This window comes from Crocosphaera sp. UHCC 0190 (assembly GCF_034932065.1).
In the GTDB taxonomy this organism is placed as follows: Bacteria; Cyanobacteriota; Cyanobacteriia; order Cyanobacteriales; family Microcystaceae; genus UHCC-0190.
In genome coordinates this window covers 256,322-280,476 of record NZ_JAYGHP010000004.1, presented here as the reverse complement: position 1 = coordinate 280,476, position 24,155 = coordinate 256,322, and the positions used below count along the sequence as shown (strand labels likewise).

The 24,155-nt window shown below is 37.7% G+C and carries 24 protein-coding genes; 16 read left to right on the top strand and 8 right to left on the bottom strand.

The features are described from left to right. Positions 1-76: 76 nt before the first annotated feature. A complete protein-coding gene (locus VB715_RS08910) occupies positions 77-1,309 on the bottom strand; it encodes a DUF790 family protein (RefSeq protein WP_323300843.1) in 1,233 nt (410 codons plus the stop codon). A gap of 119 nt (positions 1,310-1,428) precedes the next feature. Between VB715_RS08910 and VB715_RS08905 the strand changes: the two genes are divergently transcribed. Both VB715_RS08905 and VB715_RS08900 read left to right on the top strand, forming a co-directional pair. Continuing rightward, entirely contained in the window at positions 1,429-2,304 is an 876-nt protein-coding gene (locus tag VB715_RS08905) for a tetratricopeptide repeat protein (RefSeq protein WP_323300842.1), read from the top strand. 159 nt (positions 2,305-2,463) lie between these two features. Beyond that, positions 2,464-3,312, top strand: coding sequence for a methyltransferase domain-containing protein (locus VB715_RS08900; RefSeq protein WP_323300841.1), 849 nt, complete (start codon positions 2,464-2,466; stop codon positions 3,310-3,312). 107 nt (positions 3,313-3,419) lie between these two features. Here VB715_RS08900 and VB715_RS08895 read toward each other — a convergent pair whose 3' ends face one another. From VB715_RS08895 to psbU, 3 genes are all read right to left on the bottom strand, one after another. Next, the gene (locus tag VB715_RS08895; RefSeq protein WP_323300840.1) at positions 3,420-3,638 is read right to left on the bottom strand and encodes a DUF4327 family protein; all 219 of its coding nucleotides are present in this window, start codon (positions 3,636-3,638) and stop codon (positions 3,420-3,422) included. A 228-nt stretch (positions 3,639-3,866) separates the two neighbouring features. Then, positions 3,867-4,760, bottom strand: coding sequence for an acetylglutamate kinase (gene argB / locus VB715_RS08890; protein WP_323300839.1), 894 nt, complete (start codon positions 4,758-4,760; stop codon positions 3,867-3,869). Between the two features lie 114 nt (positions 4,761-4,874). Further along, positions 4,875-5,246 (bottom strand): photosystem II complex extrinsic protein PsbU, encoded by a 372-nt coding sequence (gene psbU, locus VB715_RS08885; RefSeq protein WP_323300838.1) that lies wholly within the window; start codon positions 5,244-5,246, stop codon positions 4,875-4,877. Between the two features lie 389 nt (positions 5,247-5,635). On the opposite strand from psbU, the gene VB715_RS08880 reads away from it, so the two are divergent. From VB715_RS08880 to VB715_RS08855, 6 genes are all read left to right on the top strand, one after another. Beyond that, on the top strand, positions 5,636-5,953 hold the full coding sequence (locus VB715_RS08880; protein WP_323300837.1) for a hypothetical protein: 318 nt from the start codon (positions 5,636-5,638) through the stop codon (positions 5,951-5,953). Positions 5,954-6,111: 158 nt separating this feature from the next. Further along, positions 6,112-6,360, top strand: a complete 249-nt coding sequence (gene rpsP / locus VB715_RS08875) for a 30S ribosomal protein S16 (RefSeq protein ID WP_323300836.1) — start codon at positions 6,112-6,114, stop codon at positions 6,358-6,360. Beyond that, positions 6,353-6,775, top strand: a complete 423-nt coding sequence (locus VB715_RS08870) for a KH domain-containing protein (RefSeq protein ID WP_323300835.1) — start codon at positions 6,353-6,355, stop codon at positions 6,773-6,775. Before rpsP ends, VB715_RS08870 begins: the two co-directional genes overlap by 8 nt. Positions 6,776-7,022: 247 nt before the next feature. Then, on the top strand, positions 7,023-8,240 hold the full coding sequence (locus tag VB715_RS08865; protein ID WP_323300834.1) for a ribonuclease HI family protein: 1,218 nt from the start codon (positions 7,023-7,025) through the stop codon (positions 8,238-8,240). Positions 8,241-8,276: 36 nt separating this feature from the next. Next, a complete protein-coding gene (locus tag VB715_RS08860; RefSeq protein ID WP_323300833.1) occupies positions 8,277-8,765 on the top strand; it encodes a hypothetical protein in 489 nt (162 codons plus the stop codon). 19 nt (positions 8,766-8,784) lie between these two features. Then, complete coding sequence (locus tag VB715_RS08855) at positions 8,785-9,270, top strand: hypothetical protein (RefSeq protein ID WP_323300832.1); 486 nt, start codon at positions 8,785-8,787, stop codon at positions 9,268-9,270. 21 nt (positions 9,271-9,291) lie between these two features. On the opposite strand, the gene VB715_RS08850 is transcribed toward VB715_RS08855, so the two are convergent. Continuing rightward, a complete protein-coding gene (locus VB715_RS08850; RefSeq protein WP_323300831.1) occupies positions 9,292-10,746 on the bottom strand; it encodes a Rieske 2Fe-2S domain-containing protein in 1,455 nt (484 codons plus the stop codon). A gap of 83 nt (positions 10,747-10,829) precedes the next feature. Beyond that, the gene (locus tag VB715_RS08845; protein WP_323300830.1) at positions 10,830-11,090 is read right to left on the bottom strand and encodes a TIGR02450 family Trp-rich protein; all 261 of its coding nucleotides are present in this window, start codon (positions 11,088-11,090) and stop codon (positions 10,830-10,832) included. Between the two features lie 159 nt (positions 11,091-11,249). Between VB715_RS08845 and VB715_RS08840 the strand changes: the two genes are divergently transcribed. Both VB715_RS08840 and VB715_RS08835 read left to right on the top strand, forming a co-directional pair. Next, the gene (locus VB715_RS08840; RefSeq protein WP_323300829.1) at positions 11,250-12,422 is read left to right on the top strand and encodes a Na/Pi symporter; all 1,173 of its coding nucleotides are present in this window, start codon (positions 11,250-11,252) and stop codon (positions 12,420-12,422) included. Between the two features lie 129 nt (positions 12,423-12,551). After that, positions 12,552-14,018, top strand: coding sequence for a polysaccharide biosynthesis/export family protein (locus VB715_RS08835; RefSeq protein ID WP_323300828.1), 1,467 nt, complete (start codon positions 12,552-12,554; stop codon positions 14,016-14,018). Positions 14,019-14,231: 213 nt separating this feature from the next. Here the strand turns inward: VB715_RS08835 and VB715_RS08830 are convergent, their stop codons facing one another. Continuing rightward, positions 14,232-14,672 carry a hypothetical protein gene (locus VB715_RS08830; RefSeq protein WP_323300827.1) on the bottom strand — a complete coding sequence of 147 codons (441 nt, stop codon included), beginning with the start codon at positions 14,670-14,672 and terminating at the stop codon, positions 14,232-14,234. 510 nt (positions 14,673-15,182) lie between these two features. Here VB715_RS08830 and glmS point away from each other — a divergent pair. The 6 genes from glmS to VB715_RS08800 all read left to right on the top strand — a co-directional run bounded on the left by glmS (position 15,183) and on the right by VB715_RS08800 (position 21,125). Continuing rightward, complete coding sequence (gene glmS, locus VB715_RS08825; RefSeq protein ID WP_323300826.1) at positions 15,183-17,069, top strand: glutamine--fructose-6-phosphate transaminase (isomerizing); 1,887 nt, start codon at positions 15,183-15,185, stop codon at positions 17,067-17,069. A gap of 61 nt (positions 17,070-17,130) precedes the next feature. Further along, positions 17,131-17,433, top strand: a complete 303-nt coding sequence (locus tag VB715_RS08820; RefSeq protein ID WP_323300825.1) for a hypothetical protein — start codon at positions 17,131-17,133, stop codon at positions 17,431-17,433. Then, complete coding sequence (locus tag VB715_RS08815) at positions 17,424-17,660, top strand: DUF2283 domain-containing protein (RefSeq protein WP_323300824.1); 237 nt, start codon at positions 17,424-17,426, stop codon at positions 17,658-17,660. The genes VB715_RS08820 and VB715_RS08815 overlap by 10 nt, the downstream gene beginning before the upstream one ends. An 87-nt stretch (positions 17,661-17,747) precedes the next feature. After that, positions 17,748-19,748, top strand: a complete 2,001-nt coding sequence (locus VB715_RS08810; protein WP_323300823.1) for an AAA family ATPase — start codon at positions 17,748-17,750, stop codon at positions 19,746-19,748. A 445-nt stretch (positions 19,749-20,193) separates the two neighbouring features. Further along, a complete protein-coding gene (pipX, locus tag VB715_RS08805; protein ID WP_323300822.1) occupies positions 20,194-20,463 on the top strand; it encodes a transcriptional coactivator PipX in 270 nt (89 codons plus the stop codon). 5 nt (positions 20,464-20,468) lie between these two features. Next, positions 20,469-21,125: a YggS family pyridoxal phosphate-dependent enzyme gene (locus tag VB715_RS08800; RefSeq protein ID WP_323300821.1), complete on the top strand. Its 657-nt coding sequence runs from the start codon at positions 20,469-20,471 to the stop codon at positions 21,123-21,125. A gap of 3 nt (positions 21,126-21,128) precedes the next feature. Here VB715_RS08800 and VB715_RS08795 read toward each other — a convergent pair whose 3' ends face one another. Further along, a complete protein-coding gene (locus VB715_RS08795; RefSeq protein WP_323300820.1) occupies positions 21,129-24,131 on the bottom strand; it encodes an FAD-binding and (Fe-S)-binding domain-containing protein in 3,003 nt (1,000 codons plus the stop codon). Between the last annotated feature and the right edge of the window lie 24 nt (positions 24,132-24,155).

Genomic DNA, 24,155 nt, shown 5'->3' with positions numbered 1-24,155 from the left:
AATAATCGCAAAATTAGGATTGCCAGCATCTCTTAATATAAATATACTGCTGTAGATTCTTTAAAGTAATCATGTTTCATTTATTCGATAAATTCTCTTCCAATAGAGACAAAACAGCTTTAGGATTTAACTTATCTTTAAACCAGATAACTTTGGCAGGAGTATCATTAAAATTAACGCCAGCTTTCTCTAAATTTAAACGTTCAGACACGGCTAAAATTAAATTATTCACATCAGCGTTACGCACTTGATAAAATTTCTTTTGTAAATACTCAGGCCGCCAATAACCCACAATTTCTAACAAGAAATCTCGGCCATCAGGATGAACTAAACGAAAGTCTGGAATCATCACACTTCCAGGTAAGGGAATTAAGTCTACTTCTCGTTCTAATTTCCACTCTGTTTTTAATTTTTCCCATCGTTTTGCAAAGGATTCTTCTAACATACTATCATAGGTTTTACCCCTAGAATAATGAGTCGTTAAGCCGCAATGATCGTCTAAATTAAAGTAACTGGTTTTGATGCCTCCTGTATAAGAATCTCGACTTTGTAGCTTAGTTTTGAGACTCCATTTACTGACATGAAGTAATGCGGGAATCATTTTTGCTAAGGATAACCCATAACGGGTACTGGCTTTAAATAAACTGGTAGGGCCATCAATCGTAATGGTAAATCCCGTGTCCGCATCCCCTTCAATATAGGTCATTAATTGGAATAATTTAAGATAGCGAAACAAGAGTTTATATTCCCCTGGATCATTACGATGAGCATTAATCACAATATAAGTTGCTCGATAAAAAACCCCTTGAATTTGGGATAAATTATAACGATGAATCAAAGTTTCAGGTTCTGGTGGTTCAAAGCTTACTAAAATACGATTCTCTTTTAAATCTGCATATAATCCTCTTTCAATTTCACTGGGTAAAACTTCTCGCTTTAATTCTTCACTGAGTAAACTAGCTAAATTTTCTAGTAAATGGGGACGATTTTGAGGAATAGGTACAGATTCAGCAGAACGACTAAATACTCTTTTTCGTAAATCTTCTGGTTCCAGAGGACTAACAATTTCAAAAGTCGAAAAATGATTTTTTAAAAGATGAGCCAAACCTCTTTTTACCCGATAATTAGGACTGTCTCCTTCTAATTCTAAAAGTTTTTGATCTAATTGTCCTTGGGTATTTCCCAAAGAATCCTGAAAACAATCAATTTGTTCAGAAGCTAACGCGATCGCGGTAGAATTTAGGGGTAAGTGTTTCGGAACAATTGATTCCCCACTATAGCGATAAATTAGTAAATCAGAAGGTAACATAAAATAATAATAATCAACGGAAATTGTGTATTGTGTAAATATTCAATCGCTTTAATGCAATTATTGCATATTGCTTAACGAATCATCATAAAATAAATCTCACCCCATCTCTAACAGCCATGATACAGACTCAAGCCACTCTTTACCTTCCTTTAGAATGTCGTCCTGACAGTTATCTTAGTTGGTATCAGCAAGGAAATAGACTCCGTTTAGGACAACTTTATCGAGATGCGTTAATGTGTTACGAAAAAGCCTTAGAATATTATCCAAATGATTATTGGGCTTGGTATAAAAGGGGTATGACACTAGAAGAACTCGGACGCTATGATGAAGCTGTCGACAGCTATGAAAACGCTGCTAAAATTCAACCGAACAATTACTGGGCTTGGTATGATCAAGGCTGTGTTCATCTCGAAGAATTAAAAGAGTATGACAAAGCCATTGAATGCTTTAATCAAGCGTTATCGGTTTATTCTAACGATTATTGGGCGCAATATCGCATTGCAGAAGCCTATCGTTTATCAGAAAAATATGCAGAGGCGATCGCTGCATTTGACAAAGCCCTCGAAATTCGGCCTAATGATTATTGGGCCTGGTATCGTCGCGGAGATTGTTTACGCAATGACGGACAATTAGAAGCGGCATTAAATAATTACGAAAAAGCCTTAGACGCAAAACCTCGTGATTATTGGTCTTGGTATCAACAGGGACAAATTTTACAACAGTTAAACCGTCTAGATGAGGCAGTTAATTGTTACCAAAAAGCTCTTGATGCTGAACCCAATGATGAGTATGCTTGGTATTATCAAGGGTGTTGTCAGGCAATTTTAAACAAGAGAGATGAAGCAATTCATTGTTTAGAAGAAGCCATTGATATCTGTCCTGAAATTTGTATTGAATTGGCCAAAAATAACTCTGTTTTTGATAGTTATTGGCAAGATGAACGCTTAATTAAGTTAATAGAACTTTATGGCGATCAAACTGAGAATAATTAAGAAAATCATTCCGCATAACATATTAATGTCAGAAGACGCTTAATACTGCGGCAATGTGCCTCAAACAACTGAGTGGGTTAAATCGCTGAAATGGCTATTATTTAACCCACTTTTTGTTAGGGATCAATTAAAATTAATTGTATAAAATAGGACTGATAGATGACTTCAACTTTATCTCAACAAATTGCCCAATTCTATGATACTTCTAGTGAACTGTGGGAAAAAATTTGGGGTGAACATATGCACCACGGCTACTATGGAAGGGCCGGAAATTATAAAATTAATCGTCGTCAAGCACAAATTGATTTAATTGAAGAATTATTGATTTGGGCTAATATTAAAACGGTTGATAATCTCCTAGATGTGGGTTGTGGAATTGGCGGCAGTACCCTCTATTTGGCCGAAAAATTCAACGCCACCGCCACAGGAATTACCCTCTCACCCGTACAAGCCAATAGAGCCACCGAACGGGCCCATGAGGTCAAATTAGATGAAAAGGTACAGTTCCGCGTGACTGATGCCCTCAATATGCCCTTTCCCGACAATCAATTTGACCTGGTATGGTCATTAGAAAGCGGCGAACATATGCCCGACAAACACCAATTTTTCCGAGAATGTTATCGTGTCTTAAAACCAGGGGGAACCTTTATTTGTGCTACTTGGTGTCATCGTCCAACCAATTCCTGGGCAGGGGAATTGACACCGGATGAAAAACGGCATTTACAAGAAATTTATCGGGTTTATTGTTTGCCCTATGTTATTTCTTTGCCAGAGTATGAAACTATTGCCCGCGACTGTGGATTGAATAATATTCGGGTTGATGATTGGTCCCTAGCTGTTGCACCGTTTTGGCAGGTGGTAATCGATTCAGCTTTAGACTTACCAGCAATCGTTGGTTTATTGAACAGCGGCCGGACAACCCTAGAAGGGGCATTATCCTTGGGATTAATGCGTCATGGATATGAACGAGGGTTAATCCGTTTCGGCCTTCTTTGTGGACAAAAATAAGGCCTTCCTATCATTCACCTGGGGAGTGATAGGAAGATTGCAAGGATGTAGATAAATTCCCTAGAAAACTTGGGACAATTATCTGCATCCCTTAGGTGCAATGAGGACTAATCTTCGTCCCAACCTTCTACCACTAGCACTTCACTGACGGGATCTTGCATGGTAAAGCCAAATTCTAAGAGTTCCCTTTTCCAATAGGCCCAATCATCTCCATAGAGTAGGGCAACTTTCCAAATACTATCACTGGATTTAAGGACTTTCGATTCCACAAGGGAAGACACCTTTCGTTGAAACTTCAACATCGGATGAGCGACTTGTTTAGTCATAGACTCAATCAACTTGCGTTTACTAAATTGTACAAATGCTCTAAGAGCAATACTTCTCTTGTATGGGTGTGTTTTATTAGGTTGTAGATATTTATCTAAACAGAGACAGTGAGAAGTATCTTCATCTCCTTATTGTTACCTGATCGGTTCGATTTTGGCAAGTCTTTTGACCTAGAAGTACGGTAATTACTACCTAATCATCCCTGCCATCAGCCGAACCGACTACCCTTAAGCTTGGTATTCTGAGGCGACGATCATTGAGCCAATCCCTTGATCGGTAAAGATTTCCAGCAGGATAGAATGAGGAATGCGACCATCAATAATATGAGCGGCCCGCACCCCTTGAGCCAGCGATCGCACACAACAATTCACTTTAGGAATCATGCCCCCGGCCACAATGCCTTGGCCGATTAAGTCTCTAGCTTGTTTAATATCTAATTTAGGCAACAAAGTGGAGGGATCGTGATAATTTTCCAGAATTCCCGGAGTATCTGTCAATAGAATCAATTTTTCTGCCCCCAAGGCTGCGGCAATTTCCCCGGCAAAGGTATCAGCGTTAATATTATAAGCCTGTCCCGTTTCATCAGCGGCCACACTGGAAATAACGGGAATATAGCCATTATTGACTAAACAGTGAACAACTTTGGCATTGACCTTACTGACTTCACCCACAAAGCCAATTCCCTCTTGATCAACCCGGCGAGCTTTGACTAAATTGCCATCTTTTCCACAGAGTCCAACGCCCTGCCCCCCAGCTTGATTAATGAGAGAAACTAATGATTTATTGACGCGACCCACCAACACCATTTCCACTACGTCCATTGTCGGTGCATCAGTCACCCGTAAACCATCCTTAAACTGAGGTTCAATGCCTAGTTTATCGAGCCAACTATTGATTTCTGGGCCACCCCCATGAACAATGACAGGACGAACGCCAACACAGGCCAAAAAGATAATATCTCGGATTACTTTATCTTTGAGGGAACTATCTTTCATGGCAGCCCCTCCGTATTTAATGACAACGGTACGTTCAGCAAATTGTTGAATGTAGGGAAGGGCTTCACTTAAAACCCTTACGCGAGTGGCATCGGCTTCTTTAATATACTCAGTTTCGCTGCTCATAAATGAATGATGTCTCAGAGAGTTATGTCTATAATTTAACGAGTTTTGCTCAAAAAAATAAAACCCACTCTTTTAAAAAGCGGGTTCACAGAAAAAAACTATCAATGAGGATAGTTAGTAAACACCAGGATTGAGACGATCATCGCCTTCAATGAGTTCGCTGGCAGGAGGGGTAACAACAAACTTGTCTAAATTGGCTTGTAAACGTTGTTTTTGACGTTCACTGAGTCCAGGAATTTCTAGGACATCTTCCACCTTGTCATAGGGGGAATTTAGAATGATTTTGCTGGCTAAGTTGGGATAAAAACCCCGTAGCTCACGAAAAACACGAATATTGCTATTGTTTAAGTCAATAGATTGACCAAATTCCGTGGTCAGTTTCGCATCAACGGGGTTAAGGGTGCTGGCAGCGATCGCTTGTCCGATGAATCCGAAAGAACTGATCATGACGAGGGCAACAGCCAGCAAACGAACGACAGTTTTCATCACAATGATTTCTCCTAACAATGGGTAATTTCCTCTCTAGGGAGGCATAAAGTCTGAATTTGGATTAATCCTTAACAGCAGACAAGATTTGAAAATGTTATATCATGCCAAATGTATTTTGATCCCATCAACTTGAGAAATAGACTCGCTTCTAAGATCCCGAACAGGTTGACTTAGGGCGATGTCCTTCATGAGTCTGGGAAAATTTCAGAAAATCTTAAACTGCTGCAAGACCTATCATATCTTAGTTAGTGCTTTTCTGTGTAGTTTTTTTATCTCATGAAACCTGGATCACGACTCATCCATCTAGGGGAAGTAATCAGGATAGCAAGCCCCTTAGACTAGAAAGTAGGCCGTTTGACTCTTTGTCTTTTAGGAGAATCTTTCCCATGAAAGGAATTTGGATAATTAATCTTGTCACAGCTGGCTGTTTAGGGAGTTCAATGTGGTTAGCCGTTTCTCCGGTTAAAGCACAGATCATTGAACTAGGGGATGGGGTCAGAGTAGACTTATCCAATGATCGTCATAGAAGAACGAATGTCCGAGTCATAGAAGACAATGGTCGCTTAAATGTCGGTATAGAAGAACAACGACGACCCCAAACCAGAGTAAGATTATTTGGGGGAGATGGTTCACCGGCCATTGATGTTCGTCAAGAACAACCTGAGCCAGAAGAAAGAGTAAGATTATCACTACCGTTTAATTAGTTTAACCCTGTTAATCCAGGAGAAAACGTCAGAGACAGTGCTAAAGATTCGGCTCAAGACCGAGAGATTTTATGGTAGAATTAGAAGTTCACAATGGAGATTATAACGACATCTAATCACCATTAGCGACTGTTGAACAAGGAGTCAGACAAACCCAAATGATTAAATTACGCTTAAAAAGATACGGCAAAAAGCGAGAAGTCAGTTATCGGATCGTGGCCATCAATAGTTTAAGCCGTCGGGACGGTCGTCCCCTGGAAGAATTAGGCTTTTACAATCCCAGAACCGATGAAACCAGGTTAAATGTGCCAGCCATTGTCACCAGACTGAAGCAGGGGGCGCAACCCACGGACACAGTGCGGAGCATTCTCCAAAAAGCGAACGTATTTGAACAAGTTAATGCCTAAATCTACGAATGGGAATAATCCAAACAATTCCCCCACCCCTGACTACTTAGGGCTGCTCGCGTTTTTGGTGAAACCTTTACTAGAAGCTTCAGAAGCCCTGAGCATTGACTGTGAAAAGGTTAACAATAATCAGCGTATTTGGATTCGGTTGGCCTTTGAAGACAGTGACAAAGGGCGAGTGTATGGAAGAGGAGGACGCAACCTGCAATCCATTCGCACAGTCCTGACCAAAGCAGCGATGGCGGCGGGTCAATCTCTTTGCCTCGATGTTTACGAAGGTTCCACTAATCAAAACTCACGCCCCAATCATCGCCGACGACAGGAGACTGACCGACAATTTGCCCCAACTCGGCCTCGTTCTGACCGTCAAAATATGCCTAAACTCTCTATCAGATCCCATTGGCAAGAAGAATAAACTAATCATTATCATGAAACTCCCTCAAGTTCACTCCAATCAATTTGAGGGAGTTTTTTGTGGTTTTTTTCCTCCCAAAGCCTTCTTGATCAGATAAATAACTCCTAGGATGGTCGTCAACGATTAAAATTGGGATACGAACAATTAACTAATTGTTACTTCTCACTGGTTGGTGAGCGATCAGCCGAACCACTGACTTCATGAATGCCTGGTTAACTCATCACTATCCCCATTCGAGCAACCTACGATGTCTAGCTATACCAACCAACCTATTATCGCCAAGGATACACCGATCATGCTATTTGATGGGGCATCTCAGGGAAATTCAGGTCAAGGAGCAGCGGCCGCCATCTTATTGATGCCCAACGGTAGGCGATACACCGTCAGTCAGTTAATTTCTGTTACCAGTAAAGAGGAAGCAGAATACACTGGCTTAATTATTGGCTTAAAAAAGGCTCAAAAACTGGGACTTAGTGGTCTAGAAATTAAAGGTGACAGCGATCTGGTTTTCAATCAAGTCAATGGGTTAACCCCTGTGACAGAAGAAAGACTAATCAGACTTTATCGTACTGCGATTAAATTAATGCGCTCTTTTGAAAAAATTTCCTTAGAATGGATTTCACCAGACCAAAACCGCCCCGCGAAATCAGCCGTAAAACGGTGTATTGGAGAAGCATTAGGTCGGGAAAAACCAGAACATCAAGGATCAGTTTCTCAATCCTTTTCCTTGGCGATCGCTCACTTAATACAACAAGGAAATCAAGCCACCGAGGAAGATTATCGTCAACTGACGACTGAACCAGATGAGTGGACACAAAAGTCTCTCTCAGAACTAAGAGCGTTAATTCCCCTAGAAGTGCGAGATGCGATCGCCCTACAATGGCAAGGAGATGAAGAAAATTTAGCCCAAATGTATCGCTGGCATTTACGGGGCTTGCCGCCTCTTATGGCTTGTCGTAAGGTAAATTTAGAACAGACTTTTGATCCCAGAGCCGTGGAAAAATTGCCCTGGGAAGAGGCCTTGAACCTACCCCCTCACTTGTCCGTTGAACCAGAAACTTCTTCTGAACCTTTGATTTCCTTGCTGTCTGAACTGGATAATGTCGTTGAGAAGCCCCCTGAGTCATCAAGTCCCCCTGAGGTTGAACCCAATGTCTTTGAAACCTTTAAACTTTCTGACATTGACTCCCCTGAAGCGTCTGACGGAGAAATCCCTGGCTTAGATCAATCAGAATCACTGGGAGAGTCATTATTTCATGAAGAAAATATGACCCTGGTTATCGATGTCAACCAAGATACGCTACCATCAGAGTCAAGTCTGACTGAAATCCTCAAAATGATTGGCAATCTCTCTCCTGAAGAAAAGATAACCTTAGCGCAAGAATTAGTAAAATTTCCGGAAATGGTTAACCTGATTCTCAAAACGATTGCAGATAATGTATCTAAAGGAAACACCCTTCCTTAAACTCCCAAAACAATTATATATTCTTGAAAGTCCCCTATGTATTTAGACGAGCAATTAGAAATTCTCATTAACGAAGCTCCTCAACACGGTGTTCCTTCCCCCGTGATGGAAAAAGCAGTCGCTCCCACCCTCAAATTGTTTGCGAGTCAACTGCAATATGGTAAATATTATGTTTTACATGGGCAAAATCGCTCTTGGTTAGTGACAACCCTCAGTAATCGTAAAAAGCCCCAAGAGGAAAAACGGGTCATTTATGCGTTTGCGACGCGAAGGGATGCAGAAACTTTTCAAGGCATTGTTAATCCTGACATTCGGATTATTTCTATTCCGGTCACTCATCTATTATTTCAACTGTTTTCGGTCGAATATATTGACAGTATCATTTTTCGGGAAACCCCTGGTAATAAGGAACAACAAATCGAGATTCAGCGAGATAAACTCCATAATATTATTCAGCAACAATTACGCCGCTTAAAGTTGACGATTCCTGCAAAATTAACTAATATTCCTCCTAATCTGGCTTAAGATTTTTTCAAGTTTACTCATGTCTCATTCCTCTCAATCTCGAACTTCATTGAACTATTACGGTGCTTATCACTGTCCTGTTTGTCGTCATGGTGAAATTGCTACCTTACCTTTAATGGAAGCTTTTGCTTGTAACTTTTGCCGTCATATTTTTACAGCTAATTTAGATAAACAGGCGATTACAATTGCGGATAGTCAAGTTCCTTTAACTTGGTATTGGACGGGAGAAAGTTGGCAAGGCATTCGCTCCTCTCAGAGAATACAATGGGGATATCGTTTTTTTGCCCTTGCTTTTGTGATTTTACCAACAACAATTGTTGGTTTAGGGGCTTATCTATTCCCCCCTTTACCTGATAGTCCCCTATGCTGGTTTCCTTACTTTTGGGTTGGCTTTACTTTTCTCGCTCATTTGGGTTGTATTGTGTGGTTGATTTTAGAATATTATCAGTTTCCCATGGCTCTTTATTTTGAAGCATTAAGAGATAATTTCGTCTCTCGTGGTTAGGAAGTTACCACTTATCAACTTCTAATCATTATGAGCGTGTTCAAATTCATAAACATAGAATAATCGGGTTAGTTTCTTCAGAAAATATCCCCCTCCTGCTAATATTAATGCTATGGCTAATCCCCACAAAAAAGCAGCACTAGGGGCGAAAGTTTTTTCCACAGCGACAATACGCGCATCAAGCAATAATCCTAAACAAAGAGATGCGATCGCCCCTATCCACAATCCCCAAATTAAACGATTGAGATTGCTTAAAGCTTTTTGACAAACTTGACAATCTTTCGTATGAGTTTCCCAGACATCAAATAATTTTCGTTTGTCTAATTCTGCGGTCGGAAGTTGACTATTTCCCTCCCAAGGAATGCCCCCACCTGCTCTATTTTCTAACCATTTACGAAAGGTAATCACCATCTTATCTTGAGGATTAGGTGTATAAACAGATTCAATCCATTTCTGGTGACTTTGTTGGGCCAAATTCTTCTCTTGATAGTGTAGAAAAACTAAGTCTTGATGTAAGAATAAAGAGGCTAAAATATGTCCTAACCAAATGGGCATTGGTAAGGCAAAAAAAGCAATTCCTTTCGGCAATTTACCTTGATCGTTTTTAACCAAAATTTGACAACCAATATGGCGACACCATCCAGGGCGAGTGGGAATGACATACAAAGCTAAAATGAATTTTCCCCCATCTTTAAATGTGGACACAATTCTCATGTGACAAGGGGGTTGAAAATCATGAATTGCCTGTTCAATGGTTGAGGCAGTTGGGACAATTTCAAAGGCAAAACCTTCTTGAGTTGATAACTTTTTGGTGGGAATCATATCGTAGTATTTTCCCTCAGAATAGCGACTGCCCATGAGTCCATGATGAGAGACAGTAACATGGGCGGGATCAGCGACATTTTCGAGGAAATAATCCCAACCATAGGGCAAATCTCTAATGTTCCAAAATTTCTTTTCTACGCCCTCAGATTTCTCTTCTAGTTCAGGAATAATTCGTGGTAATCTTAACTGACTTTCTAAGATTGCTTGCTCTCCTGATTCTGGCCAAACCCACAATAATCCTTGTTTTTGTTGAGTGGGATAAGTGACGACACAAGCATTAGAATTAGCACAATTTTTGGACTCTTTTTCTGTGTCAAATGACTGAGGAATCTTAACACATTTACCCTCACCATTAAAACGCCAAGCATGATAAGCACATAATAATGTCCCATCTGCTTCCACTCTTCCTTCAGACAAAGGAACTCCTCTATGGGGACAAAAATCAGCAAAACAGTGCCATTTTCCCGTCTGATCGCACCAAATTACTAAGGATTTACCTAATAATTGAATACCCTGGGGACGAGCAGCATCTAAGAACTCAACAACAGCGACAGGATACCATTGTTTTGTCCATTGAAATAGGTTTTCTTCTTCTTGCCAATTGGCTTGAAAATCATTGATGTTTTCTGGGATTTTTTTCTCAGTTACCATGACAAATTAAAGATTAATTAGACTTCTATAATTATAAAACATAGAAGAATATTTTATCAACCTACTACTATAAATTTGTCTGATCAAAGAATTTCTAACTCTTCTTCAGGGTCATTCATTTCTTCTAAGGTTTGCCATCCAGGTTGCCATAAAGAACGGTCTTTAAATTGTTGAGCATTAATCCAAAAACGCACTTGAGAATCACAAGATGCGATCATTTCAGCAAATACCCATTGTCCCTGATTTTTACGATTAATAACTTGAAAATGTCGCCATCCCCAAGTTTTTTGTTTGGCTGTCCATTTTGAGCCTAATAGGTGAGGAAATTTTTGTTTTTTAGCCATAGTCTTACCTATTATAAAGAATTAAATTTTTGATAGTTTAGCCAGCTACATTATGTCGGCAAATTTTCTTAATGAATTTAAGATGAATAGCCTGTTTATGCAAAATGAAGTTACCATGAAATAGCAAATAAATTAATTACTAATTGAGAGCAGTTTATTATGAGTGAATTAGAATTAGTTGATAAAAGACAGAGAGAAACATTAATTAGCAAACTGCAATCCATTTTATCATGGTTAGGGGTTCTTTTTTTAGTTTATTTACTAATTACAGCCGTTAGTTTAATTAGTTTAGGATTTAAGTCAACAGCCGGGGAACAAGCAAAAGAATTATTTGCCTTTGCGACTAATCCCTTTGCGGCGTTAATTGTGGGAACCATGGCCACAGCCTTAATTCAATCTTCAAGTACGGTTACGTCTATTATAGTGGGTTTAGTGGCTGGTGGTCTACCTGTCACGGTTGCTGTCCCGATGATTATGGGATCAAATATTGGGACAACTATCACCAATACTTTAGTCAGTTTAGGTCATATTCATAGCAAAGAAGAATTTAAAAAAGCTTTTGCTGCTGCTACTATTCATGACTTTTTTAACCTACTTAGTGTAATTATTTTCTTACCTTTAGAAATTACAACTCATTTTTTAGAAAAAACAGCATTATTCTTATCTAATTTTTTTATTGGTGGCGAAACAATTAACTTGGACAAGTTTAATTTTATTCAGATAATAACCCTTCCTCTGGTTAATATTTTTGAAAAAATTACCAGAATATTTCCTAAACCGTTTGATGGAACAGGATCGATTTGTATCGGAATTGTTTTAATATTTATTGCAATTTTTTATATCGGAAAACTGCTTAAATTATTAATGGTTGGACAAGCAAAAGTAATCTTAAAAATGGCTATGGGACGAGGGCCAATGACTGGAATTTTTGCTGGAACCCTGGTCACAATTTTAGTACAATCTTCATCAACCACCACCAGTCTAATTGTTCCTCTAGCGGGGACAGATTTACTCACTTTAGAACAAGTTTATCCCTTTACTTTAGGGGCTAATATTGGCAGTTGTATAACTGCATTATTGGCGGCTACTGCCGTGACAGAAAATCAGATTGCGGCCCTAGAAATTGCCCTGGTACATTTACTGTATAATGTGACTGGTGTGATCATTATTTATGGGATTCCTTGGTTAAGAAATCTGCCCATTTTGGGAGCGACAACTTTAGCAAATATATCGAGTGAAAGAAAATATCTAGCCTTTATTTATATCGTTTGTGTTTTCTTTTTAATTCCTGGTTTATTACTGGGAATTACCTCAATTAATCCTGCTTTTTAATCGTTTCTTCTTGTCTAAGTTATTCTACATTTAAACTGCTGAGCAGTCAAAGTAGAGGTTAGGCCATTCCCAAAAAGTAATGGTTATAATCAGTCATTAGCTGATCGTGTGGTGATAGGGTTTAATCTAATGGTTGTAAAGCGTTTATGGTGTCGAGGAATTCTTTGTTCTTTGATGAGTCTCAATGGGTTGATAGTATCACCTTGGATGTTGGTTCCCGTCTGGGGCCAAACTTCCCCCTTAGATTCTATACCCCCCTTAAAACCCTTACCAGACCAAGGATTTGGGACATCTGAGGTGTTTGCGGAAACTGAATATACTTTGGGGCCAGGCGATCGCCTTAAAATTAGCGTTTTTCCTGTTGAAGAATTTAGTGGGGAATACCAAGTTTTAGTGGATGGAACCCTTTCCTTACCACTGATGGGAACCTTTACCGTCGAAGGACAAACCTTAACCCAACTGACTAACTTATTAACCCAACAATACGGCCAATATGTCAAACGTCCGGTCGTTACTGTTAGTTTAACCGCTCCTCGTCCCCTCAAATTAGCGATCGCCGGGGAAATCAATAGTCCTGGTTCTTATGTTCTCCCCATTGAAGGCGGACAAAAATTCCCCAGTGTTACCCAACTAATACAACAAGCAGGGGGACTGACGACGGTGGCCGATCTGGGTAAAGTACAAATTCAGCGACAATTTAAGGGAGAAAATCGGATTTTTAACCTCAATTTGTGGAACTTGCTCAAAAACGGACAACTACAGCAAGATATCACCTTAAGAGATGGGGATAGAATTATGATTCCTACCCAAACAACCATTGACTTGGCCCAAACGCGACTGTTATCCGATGCTAATTTTGGCCTATCGGCAAACCAAGAAATTAACGTGGCCATTGTGGGGGAAGTTTACCGGCCGGGTTCCTACCGAGTCGTTCCCCAAACGGGAGGCAGTAATACGGGAGGTAACAGTACCCGCAGACAACCCCCTAGACTCACCTCGGCCATTCAGTTAGCGGGGGGAATTAAACCCTTAGCGGATGTCCGTGAGGTAGAAATTCGTCGTTTCAACCGCGATGGTTCCCAACAAATGATTGCAGTTAATTTATGGAATCTGCTGAAAACGGGCAATATTGAAGAAGACGTTATTTTGCAAGAAGGGGATACCATTGTTATTCCGGTGGCCCAAGATATTCCCACGGAAGAATCTGAACCCTTAGCGGCCGCTAGTTTTTCCCCTGGTGTGATCCGAGTTAATGTAGTCGGAGAGGTAAGAAGACCAGGAATCGTGGAAATTCCCCCTAATACCCCCTTAAACCAAGGACTTTTAGCGGCCGGGGGCTTTGACACCAGAAGGGCCAATGAGGCTACCATTGAACTAATTCGCCTGAATCCTAATGGAAGCGTGACAAAACGGGAGATTGATGTGGATTTTGCTCAAGGAATCACGGAAACGGATAACCCCACGTTGCGTAATAATGACGTAGTGGTGGTTAACCGCAATATTTTGACAACTGTCTCAGATACTTTAGTTACTGTCTTTAGTCCGATTGGGGCCTTGACGGGTTTCTTTAACTTTTTTAATGTATTTCGCAATTAACTTAGATCTTGCACCAGAACAAAAATACTTAATTATCAGAGGCAGAAGCTAGGATAAAATTTGGAGGTGCAAAATCTAAGTATTATCTAATACCTGAGTTCGACATAAGGTAATTTGTGGAAAACTCGCCACAAGTGGGAGTCTATAACCCTGATTCTCTCCTTGAAAAAATCATAACTTCGCCACCTCCGAACTCCTAACACCGAACTCAGGTTATCTAATGGTTTCAGTGGCCACATTGCACTCCACAGTTTCACTAGGAAGAAGGTTTGTCTTACCAGCAGTCGTAGGGCCATTACCAAGGTTAAGTGTATAATTAGGTTTTAAATCATTATTCGCACGGCATAACGCACTATCAAATGTCCGATCTTCAGGATAGTAGCCAATTCCAGAAAAACCAGTCAAGTCAAAAACAATATCAAAAGAATCATTTTTAACATCAAGACTGATATTACCACCATTACCAGTGGGAAAAGCAAACTCAATTCCTGGATCAACGACAACCTCAGTTCCACTGGCAAATAAATTACCATTTAAGACATATTCTGCCATTACAGTATCACCGATTAAAGCAGCTTGAGCAGGGGCGTAACCTACCATCAAACCAGTAGAAGCGGCGACAGTACCTAATGCAAGTTTAGTTAAAGTTTTCATTCAATGCAAGTCCTCAAAGGAAATAAATAAAATTGTTAAATTAGTCAGGATCTAAGAGCAAAATAACCCTTAAACTAGAATTGACCTGATGTTATGGCAAATAACCCTAATATCGTACCCCCCCGCTTATTTTGTCAATTATTTGTTTAAAAACGGAATATTCTAGGGGTTATTACCGTTATTAATTCTCGTGTTATTTAAGTAGGTGAGTATAATTAATTGGATAAGAACTGTAGGCCGATGCACTACCCACAACAACTATCTAAGGTTATTACAGTCATTAATGCTGGTGTTATTTAAGTTAGGTGAGTATAATTAATTTTATGGTTATTGAAAATTCAGCGATCGCAACTGTTAAAAGTTCGATGAAACCCAAAATTGATAGTTTACGTCTTCATAGGTTAAGGTAGGGGTCAACGGCCGTTGACCCCTACGATGTTCTAAAATACATGGTCATGATTCACCGAATCATTGATAATTAATAAAATTATAAATTTCTAAATTAAACTTATGTGTGGAATCGTTGGTTATATTGGCACTCAAACAGCAACCGAGGTATTAATCGGGGGTTTAGAACGGTTAGAATACAGAGGCTATGATTCGGCGGGTATTGCCACCGTTTTAGAAGGTAATATACACTGTACCAGAGCCAAAGGTAAACTGTATAACTTAAAGGAAAAATTAGAACGGGAAGTCAACCCCTCTCAAATGGGTATCGGCCATACTCGTTGGGCCACCCATGGAAAACCCGAAGAAAATAACGCCCATCCTCACACTGATAATAACAAACGGGTGGCTGTGGTACAAAATGGCATTATCGAAAACCATCAAGAATTACGGGAAGAATTAATCAGTAAAGGGTGTGAATTTGCCTCAGAAACCGATACAGAAGTTATTCCCCATTTAATCGCTCAACATCTCCCTGAAACCTTTGATTATGAAGGGTTCCTAGAAGCAGTACAAAAGACCATTCATCGTCTTAATGGTTCCTTTGCGATCGCCGTTATTTGTGCAGACTACCCTGATGAGATTATTGTGGCACGAAATCAGGCCCCGTTAATTATTGGGTTTGGCCAAGGGGAATTTTTCTGTGCGTCTGATGTGACAGCAGTTGTCCCTCATACCCCTGCGGTTTTATCCCTGGAGAATGGGGAAATTGCCCGTTTAACCGCCCTGGGGGTAGAAGTTTACGATTTCAACCTAAAACGTCTCAGAAAGCTGCCTCGTACCCTTGATTGGAATTTGACGACGGTTGAGAAACAAGGGTTTCGTCACTTCATGCTCAAAGAAATTTATGAGCAACCTTCGGTGATCAGAAGTTGTCTAGAAACCTATCTTAATCCTAGCTGGAATGTTCAAGATGGGAGTGAAAATAGTCCCATTGATTTAGGGTTAGCAGCAGACATTTGTGAGAATGTAGATTATATTCAAATTGTGGCCTGTGGTACCAGTTGGAATGCCAGTATGGTTGGGAAATATTTGCTAGAACAATTAGCAGGAATTCCCACGATGGTACAGTATGCTTCAGAGTTTCGTTATTCTCCTGCACCCATGTTAGCAAATACCTTAACTATTGGGGTAACACAGTCAGGGGAAACTGCCGATACTTTGGCCGCTTTGGAGATGGAAAAACAGCGAAGAATGGGCTTAAAATTTCCTCATGATGCCCGAATTTTAGGCATTACCAACCGTCCCGAAAGTACCCTCGCTCACATGGTAGATCGAATTATTAATACTCAAGCAGGGATCGAAATTGGAGTCGCGGCAACTAAGAGTTTTACAGCGCAATTAATGGGCTTTTATTTCTTAGCTTTGCATTTAGCTTATCGCCGAGGTAAGTTAGGGTTAGATAAGCTGGAAGGGTTAATTAAAGGGTTACGAGAATTACCAGCCAAAATTGAATTAATTCTAGAAAAACAAGGGGAACAAATTGAAGAATTAGCCCATGATTTTGCTGAGACGCAAGACTTTATCTTTTTGGGACGAGGTATTAATTTTCCCATTGCCTTAGAAGGGGCTTTAAAATTAAAAGAAATCAGTTATATTCATGCAGAAGGCTATCCCGCAGGAGAGATGAAACATGGCCCTATTGCTTTATTAGATGCTAAAGTTCCCGTAGTTGCGATCGCTATGCCTGGGAATGTTCATGATAAAGTATTATCCAATTCCCAAGAAGCAAAAGCAAGGGATGCGCGGTTAATTGGGGTAACATCTATTGATGATACGGAAGCAAGATCAACGTTTAATGATCTGTTATTTGTTCCCCATGTAGATGAATTATTATCACCTATTATTGCAGTGATTCCCTTGCAATTATTAGCCTATCATATTGCTGCCAGACGCGGGTTAGACGTGGATCAACCGCGTAATTTAGCTAAGAGTGTTACAGTGGAATAAGATTGATAGTCTTAGGAGTATTGCTATTTTCAATACTCCTAGTCTAATAGAGAATGATTATATGACTATCAATGCCATTTCTAAAAACAGAATTTTAATTCGTTTAACAGAGGAAAGATGGAAACATATTACCAATAACCATAGTGAATTAATTAGTTATAAATTGGAAGTTTTAACAACAATTGAAAACCCTGATAAAATATTAGAAGGTAATCAGAATGAATTGTTAGCCATCAAAGAAATAATTATAGGTAAATATCTAGTTGTTGTTTATCGAGAATTATTAAATGATGGATTTATTATTACTGCTTATTTAACCCGTCGTCTTCGTTCATTAGCAAAGAGAACACAATTATGGCCGTAACCAGTATTGATCTACAATCTTATCTACAGCTTGCTAAAGTTGTTAGTTATCTTCCTAAACAAGATTTCTGGACAGCTTATGATGCAGAAGCAGATGTGCTTTATATTAATTTTCATCAACCTGCTTTGTCTGCTGATGATAGTGAATTAACTGATGATGATATTATTATTCGTTATCAAGGAGATGAGATTATTGGGTTAACTATTCTCAATGTTACTAAAAGATAGATTTTGATTAATCCCGTAATTTAGAAAAAGAGCTATATTATGATAATAATAGGTCAATTTTTGAGAGTTTAATCAGGTTATATTATAATGTATCTAAAAGAGATTTTGCTAGAAAATGTCGCATCTATTGACTTTTTGGATGTAACCTTACCTTTTAATGATGATGGGACACCACAACCTGTTATTATTGTTGGGGTTAATGGTTCAGGTAAAAGCATTTTATTGTCTTATATAGCTGATGCTTTAATTGAATTTGCTAAGACAGCTTATACTGATATTGTTCCTGGACAATCTGTTACTGATTCTCCTTATTTTAAAATTTGTGGAGTAATAAATCAAAAAATTGGTTCAGAATTTAGTATTGGGTTACTTGAATTTATAAGTAATAAAGAAACATATTGTTATCTTGATAAATCAGGAAATATAGATCCTAGTTTATACATAGAGAAAAGAAAAAATCGTTTTGAAAAAATTGAATTATGGGATATACACGGAAATCAAAAAATTATCAATCCTCAAAATAAACAAGTTTTTGAGACTTGTTTTGATAAAAATGTTTTTTGTTACTTTCCACCTAACCGTAATGAGTGTCCCCATTGGTTAAACCGTCAAGGAATTAATCAATCTCCTTCTTTTAAATTAGATCTTAAACATTCTGGGGTACTTAATAAACCTATTTATATAGAAAGTAGTATAGAAGATAATAAGTCATGGATACTTGATGTTTTTTTAGATTCAATGATAGATATTCCAACATATCAGCTACTTATAGCTAGAGACTTTCAATCATCTTCAAATTTAATTAAAAATGCGTCAGAAAAAATATTAAATGATAAAAATTTGCTCACACAAAGTCGCTTAAATATAGAGAAAATTCTACAATCAATTTTTCAAGATAACTCTCTTAAATTAGCAGTTAACTATAGACAAATTTCACCTTATCGTTTATGTCTTACCAAACAAGATAAAATATTTATTCCAAGTTTAGATAACTTATCTTCTGGTCAATCTATTTTATTCAATCTTTTTGCAACGATTATTCGCTATGCAGATAAAGGAGATATTAATAAAAGTATTCAACTTGATCAAATAGAAGGAATTGTTATCATTGATGAAATTGATGTTCATCTACATTCTGATTTACAGTATGAAATTTTGCCTAAACTAATTAAATTATTCCCTAAAGTACAATTTATTGTTACTACTCATTCACCTTTATTTATTTTAGGGATGGAAAATGAATATCAAGGAAAAGATTTTAAAGTAATTGAAATGCCTCAAGGACAAGAAATTACAATTGAAAGATTCTCAGAGTTTAAAACATCCTTTGACTATTATAAAAAAACAAAAGCATTTGAATATGAAGTAAAATCTATTATTGAGCAATATAGTCCTTCCAATGTTAATTCAGAAAGTAACTTACTTCAAGCAAGTATTTGGACTGAAGGAAAAACAGATATTAAACATTTAAAAGCAGCTTTTAGATGGTTACAAAAACAGGGTAACGTTTATCCTTTTGAATTGGATTTTAAAGATGATTTACCTTCTGAAAAACAATGTAGTAGTCAACTTCTTGAGGTATGTAAACAGTATTGTAAGAAAAAGGAACATATTCCTATAATTGCAATTTTTGATCGAGATGAACAAAAAATAACCAAGCAAGTTCATGATGACTCTAACGGGTTCAAAAATTGGGGAAATGGAGTCTATTCATTTGCGTTACCTATCCCTAACCATCGTGCAAATATACAAGAGATTTGTATTGAACATTATTATCAAGATTTAGAAATTAAACGCAAAGACAAAGACAATAGAAGACTTTTTCTCAGCAACGAATTTCATAAAGAAAGTGGTAAGCATTTAGATGATATCAACTTAAATACTACTGAAATAAATAAATTCAAATCTGAGCAAATAAAAATAATAGATGATAAAGTTTTTGATTCTGAAAATAATAATGTAGCATTGTCAAAAGATGACTTTGCAACCTACATATACAACAACGAAGAAGGATTTAATGATTTTGAATTTAGCGCATTTCGAGAAGTTTTTGAAATAATAGAAAAAATTCTAAAAAATAACAAATAAACATGGATAATATTATTGGCATTCCCGTGATAAGAGTGGGAACCAATGAAGCAGAACCGATTTTGACAGGAAATTTTACCGAATGCGAGACGGGGAACAGGAGAAGGTGCAGTGCGCTGGAAACCCATGGACAATAACAGGAATTGGCAATTTTTTGTAGAGGGAATGTGGGATTATCAGTGGATAAAGACAGAGGTTCCCTATTCTGAGGACATTAGTGACGCACTCTATGAAGAAACCCAAAGGTTGAAAATGAGCAGATTTGAGTGGGTTTTTAGCTTCTGTTTTTTACCCTCATCAAACTCGTGAGAATGAAGGTAGCAGCGTACCAAGCTAGACTTTTATTTGACAAGCTAGTTAATGAGTTAACATAAAGTCAACCAACAACCCATAGGATAATTATACCTATGGGTTTTATAATGTCCCAAAATGTCTACTGCACAGAATGAGCAACGAAATTTATTTTAATCATCCTACCTTCGGACTCCTCTATCGTGTGTGTGTACTTGATGATAACCAAGAATTGTTTACGACACTGTATGCTCAACGGTTATTTTTTATTGTCACAACAACACAACAGAATACATCGTTAGAACCAATTAGTCGCTCTGATGCTAGGCTATTAGTAGAAAAGAGGTTGCGTAATCTGCGCCGTCTAGGGACAACCCAAGATTATAAAGATTTCTACGATATGTATAAGCAGAGTTTCCCCTAAGTTTTATGACGATTTCCCAAAACCTTGACCACATTCACCCTCAAATTCCGGCCTCAGTTCGTCTTGTTGCTGTTAGCAAACAGATGCCTGTTGAGGCAATTAAAGAAGCTTATGATGCTGGTATTCGGGATTTTGCTGAGAGTCGTCTTCAAGAAGGGTTAGAAAAACAGGCACAGTTACAGGAATACAATGATATTTGTTGGCATTTTATTGGTCATTTACAAACAAATAAAGCCAAAAAGGTGTTAGAACATTTTCATTGGATTCATTCTGTGGATAGTCTTAACTTGGCACAGCGTCTTGATGAGTTAGCCGCCAAATCTTCTATTTATCCTCAAGTTTGTTTACAAGTTAAAATTTTACCTGACCCGAATAAATATGGGTGGCAGGTTACAGAACTTTGGGAAGATTTGCCGAAGTTAGAAGCTCTGCAACACCTGAAAATTGAAGGTTTGATGACGATTTTACCTTTGGGTTTATCAGAAAAAGACTGTTTAGAAACCTTTGGCAAAACAAGAGAACTGGCGAAAACTATTACAGAAAAATCTTCGTTAAAATTAGAACATTTATCCATGGGAATGTCTAATGATTATTTACTCGCTATACAAAAGGGGGCAACAATGATACGTCTGGGAAGAATTATTTTTGGTGATAGAAATTGATATTCAAAATTGATTCAAGGTTTGAAGGGGATGGTTTGGTGTCCATCCTGAAAATCTTTGCACTTGAGAACGACAGGAATATCCGGTTGCTAAATAATAGGGCCTATCTTCAATCTTTTCGGGTAAATGTTGTTGCCAACTGCTCTGATATATTGCTTGAGAATTCTTGTAATGTTCAACTTCATAACCATACATTCCGGCCATTCCACAACAACCCACAGAAACTAAATTTAAGTTAATTCCCATCCTATTAAAGATAGTTTGCCATTGTTTTTGTGAATTGAAAGCAAGGGTCTTTTCATGGCAATGTCCTAATAAATAATAAGACTGTGATGTCTTAATTTTCGGTAGGGGTTTATCCTGATTTATGATGAATTCTTGAATTAGTTGCACTCGGTTAAGAATATTTTTTGTTTCAGTAATTTTTTCCCCTTCATCTCGATAAGTTAGTGTCATACTGGGTTCGATTCCAATAATTGGAATATTCAACTGAGTTAAATATTTTAAATTTTCAGTATTTTGATTAACAATTGACTGAAATTTTGCTAAAAATCCTTTCAAATGTAACGGTTTGCCATTGATAAAAAAGGGAACAACATAAACATTGTATCCTAATTTATCTAAAAAGTTATAAATATCAATAACTAACTCTGATTCATAAAAACTGGTCAAAGCATCTTGAATTAAAATAACTGTATTTTTTTGCTCTTGTATTGATAAGTCTTCAAGAGTTTTTAGACTAAATTGAGGAGCTTTTTTTAGGGATAATTCTTGTCTTACCGTCTTGACACTTATTAAGGGAGGGTTAACCATACCTAAACTTTGCTTTATTAACCACAATATTACTGGATTTTGCAGAAAATAATTGACAAAGTTAGGAGCAAAAGATTGATAATAAGCTAAGGTTTCTATATTCCCCATGAAATAGTCTCTTAAGGGACGTAAATAACGACTATGATAACGGTTTAAAAATTGAGATTTAAGGGCAGGAATATCAACATGAATAGGACATTCACTGACACAAGCTTTACAAGCAAGACATCCTTCCATTGCGTCATAAACATCATGGGAATAATCTTCTATTCCTCCCCATTTTTCTAGGGTATGCCAAAGTTTTTTGGGTAGTAGAGACGTTTCATGAAACGTCTCTACAGGTTCAGTTTTTGAGAGTAATCTTAACCATTCTCTTAATAACATTGCCCTACCTTTTGGGGAATGAATACGCTCGCGGGTTTGTTTGGCAGAAGGACAGATAATTTCATCAGGATTAAAGTTAAAACAAGCCCCATTGCCATTACAATTAAAGGCCGCTTCATAGTCGTTTCTTAACTGTTGAGATACTTGACGATCAAAGTGTCCCCTTAAGGTTGATTCTATGCTGACAATTTCTTCTGAACTTTCATAAGGAGTGACGATTTTACCTGGGTTTAATTTATTCTTAGGATCAAATGCTGACTTGATTTTTCGTAAGTCTTGATAAAGTTCTTTCCCAAAAAATAAAGCTGTATATTCACTGCGGAAACCTTTCCCATGTTCTCCCCACATTATACCCCCATATTTTCGGACTAAATTAACAACTTTATCCGATATTTCTCTAATTAATTTTTCATCATCAGGAGACTTCATATCTAAAGCAGGACGCACATGAAGACACCCGACATCGACATGACCAAACATAGCATAATTAAGCTGATAACTGTTCAATAATTCTTTAAATTCACGAGTATAATTAGCTAAACTTGAAGGGGGAACGGCGGTATCTTCAATAAAAGGAATGGGTTTGCGATCGCCTGGCATACTTCCTAATAAAGCAGATCCTTTTTTTCTTAACATCCATAATTGTTTGATTTCTAGTGATTTATCGGTTAAATAATAACCCATAATACCTGGTTTATTTGCTTGATTTAATTGTTTAATTAATGGAGCAGTTTCCTGGTTTATGATATCTTGAGTTTCACTAATAAATTCGACTAGATTAATAGCTTTTGCTTCTTTGACAAAGTCTTTTACCTCTTGAAATATACTATCTTGCTTGGCTAATTCTAAAATGGTTTCATCAATAGTCTCTATGGCAGATGGATTAAATTTGAGCAAAATATCTGCATCATTTAAAGCATCATCAAAACTTTGATAATGAATGGCTAATAATTGAGTAGCTTTCGGGATTTTCGTTAGTTTTAATTTTGCTTCTGTAATCACAGCTAATGTGCCTTCTGAACCAGCTAAAATTCGATTTATATCAAAATATTTTCTAGTATTATCATAAACTTTAGCTAAGTTATAGCCTGTCATAAATCTGGTTAATTTAGGAAAGATATCTTGAATTAAATCAGCTTTATCACTAACAATTTGATCAACTTTTTGATAAACATTACCTAACCGTCCTGACTGTTGTTTTAATTGTTCTAAATTTTTTTGATTAACTTGAGAAGAACTCCCAACAGTGCCATCAGATAAAACCCAAGTTAAGGCTAAAATATGATCGCTCGTTCTGCCATAAATACGTGAACCTTTCCCTGCTGCATCTGTATTAATCATTCCCCCAATGGTAGCGCGATTACTAGGAGCAAGGGAAGGAGCAAAAAAGAATCCGTGAGGGGCTAAAATTTGGTTTAATTGGTCTAATATTATTCCTGGTTGAACTCTTACCCATTGTTCTTCTAAATTAATTTCTAAAACCTGATTCATATATTTAGAACAGTCTATAATTATACTAGGAGAAAGTGACTGTCCATTCGTTCCAGTTCCCCCTCCTCTGGGAGAAAAAGTAATAGACTCAAATTGAGATTGATTGGCTAATTTAAAAATTTCTATCACATCTTGTGCCTTGTGAGGAAATACAACTGCTTGGGGTAAAATTTGATAAATACTGTTATCAGTTGAAGCAATTAAACGATTAGCAAAATCACCTTTAATATCCCCAGAAAATGGAGTATCTTGTAAACGGCTCAAAAAATCAGCAATATTTTGATTAATAGTTATTTGGGGCGAAAGTCTAGGAATCATATTTAGATGAGTAGGGTGGGTTAG

What these genes read in the sequence shown, in the direction of transcription:
- VB715_RS08795 (WP_323300820.1), bottom strand. Translation starts at nt 24,131, where the DNA reads ATGATTCCTAGACTTTCGCCCCAAATAACTATTAATCAAAATATTGCT.
- VB715_RS08905 (WP_323300842.1), top strand. Translation starts at nt 1,429, where the DNA reads ATGATACAGACTCAAGCCACTCTTTACCTTCCTTTAGAATGTCGTCCT.
- VB715_RS08860 (WP_323300833.1), top strand. Translation starts at nt 8,277, where the DNA reads ATGTATTTAGACGAGCAATTAGAAATTCTCATTAACGAAGCTCCTCAA.
- VB715_RS08865 (WP_323300834.1), top strand. Translation starts at nt 7,023, where the DNA reads ATGTCTAGCTATACCAACCAACCTATTATCGCCAAGGATACACCGATC.
- glmS (WP_323300826.1), top strand. Translation starts at nt 15,183, where the DNA reads ATGTGTGGAATCGTTGGTTATATTGGCACTCAAACAGCAACCGAGGTA.
- VB715_RS08900 (WP_323300841.1), top strand. Translation starts at nt 2,464, where the DNA reads ATGACTTCAACTTTATCTCAACAAATTGCCCAATTCTATGATACTTCT.
- VB715_RS08845 (WP_323300830.1), bottom strand. Translation starts at nt 11,090, where the DNA reads ATGGCTAAAAAACAAAAATTTCCTCACCTATTAGGCTCAAAATGGACA.
- rpsP (WP_323300836.1), top strand. Translation starts at nt 6,112, where the DNA reads ATGATTAAATTACGCTTAAAAAGATACGGCAAAAAGCGAGAAGTCAGT.
- VB715_RS08895 (WP_323300840.1), bottom strand. Translation starts at nt 3,638, where the DNA reads ATGACTAAACAAGTCGCTCATCCGATGTTGAAGTTTCAACGAAAGGTG.
- VB715_RS08835 (WP_323300828.1), top strand. Translation starts at nt 12,552, where the DNA reads ATGGTTGTAAAGCGTTTATGGTGTCGAGGAATTCTTTGTTCTTTGATG.
- VB715_RS08850 (WP_323300831.1), bottom strand. Translation starts at nt 10,746, where the DNA reads ATGGTAACTGAGAAAAAAATCCCAGAAAACATCAATGATTTTCAAGCC.
- VB715_RS08880 (WP_323300837.1), top strand. Translation starts at nt 5,636, where the DNA reads ATGAAAGGAATTTGGATAATTAATCTTGTCACAGCTGGCTGTTTAGGG.
- VB715_RS08840 (WP_323300829.1), top strand. Translation starts at nt 11,250, where the DNA reads ATGAGTGAATTAGAATTAGTTGATAAAAGACAGAGAGAAACATTAATT.
- VB715_RS08855 (WP_323300832.1), top strand. Translation starts at nt 8,785, where the DNA reads ATGTCTCATTCCTCTCAATCTCGAACTTCATTGAACTATTACGGTGCT.
- VB715_RS08870 (WP_323300835.1), top strand. Translation starts at nt 6,353, where the DNA reads ATGCCTAAATCTACGAATGGGAATAATCCAAACAATTCCCCCACCCCT.
- argB (WP_323300839.1), bottom strand. Translation starts at nt 4,760, where the DNA reads ATGAGCAGCGAAACTGAGTATATTAAAGAAGCCGATGCCACTCGCGTA.
- psbU (WP_323300838.1), bottom strand. Translation starts at nt 5,246, where the DNA reads ATGAAAACTGTCGTTCGTTTGCTGGCTGTTGCCCTCGTCATGATCAGT.
- VB715_RS08810 (WP_323300823.1), top strand. Translation starts at nt 17,748, where the DNA reads ATGTATCTAAAAGAGATTTTGCTAGAAAATGTCGCATCTATTGACTTT.
- VB715_RS08820 (WP_323300825.1), top strand. Translation starts at nt 17,131, where the DNA reads ATGACTATCAATGCCATTTCTAAAAACAGAATTTTAATTCGTTTAACA.
- VB715_RS08910 (WP_323300843.1), bottom strand. Translation starts at nt 1,309, where the DNA reads ATGTTACCTTCTGATTTACTAATTTATCGCTATAGTGGGGAATCAATT.
- VB715_RS08815 (WP_323300824.1), top strand. Translation starts at nt 17,424, where the DNA reads ATGGCCGTAACCAGTATTGATCTACAATCTTATCTACAGCTTGCTAAA.
- VB715_RS08800 (WP_323300821.1), top strand. Translation starts at nt 20,469, where the DNA reads ATGACGATTTCCCAAAACCTTGACCACATTCACCCTCAAATTCCGGCC.
- VB715_RS08830 (WP_323300827.1), bottom strand. Translation starts at nt 14,672, where the DNA reads ATGAAAACTTTAACTAAACTTGCATTAGGTACTGTCGCCGCTTCTACT.
- pipX (WP_323300822.1), top strand. Translation starts at nt 20,194, where the DNA reads ATGAGCAACGAAATTTATTTTAATCATCCTACCTTCGGACTCCTCTAT.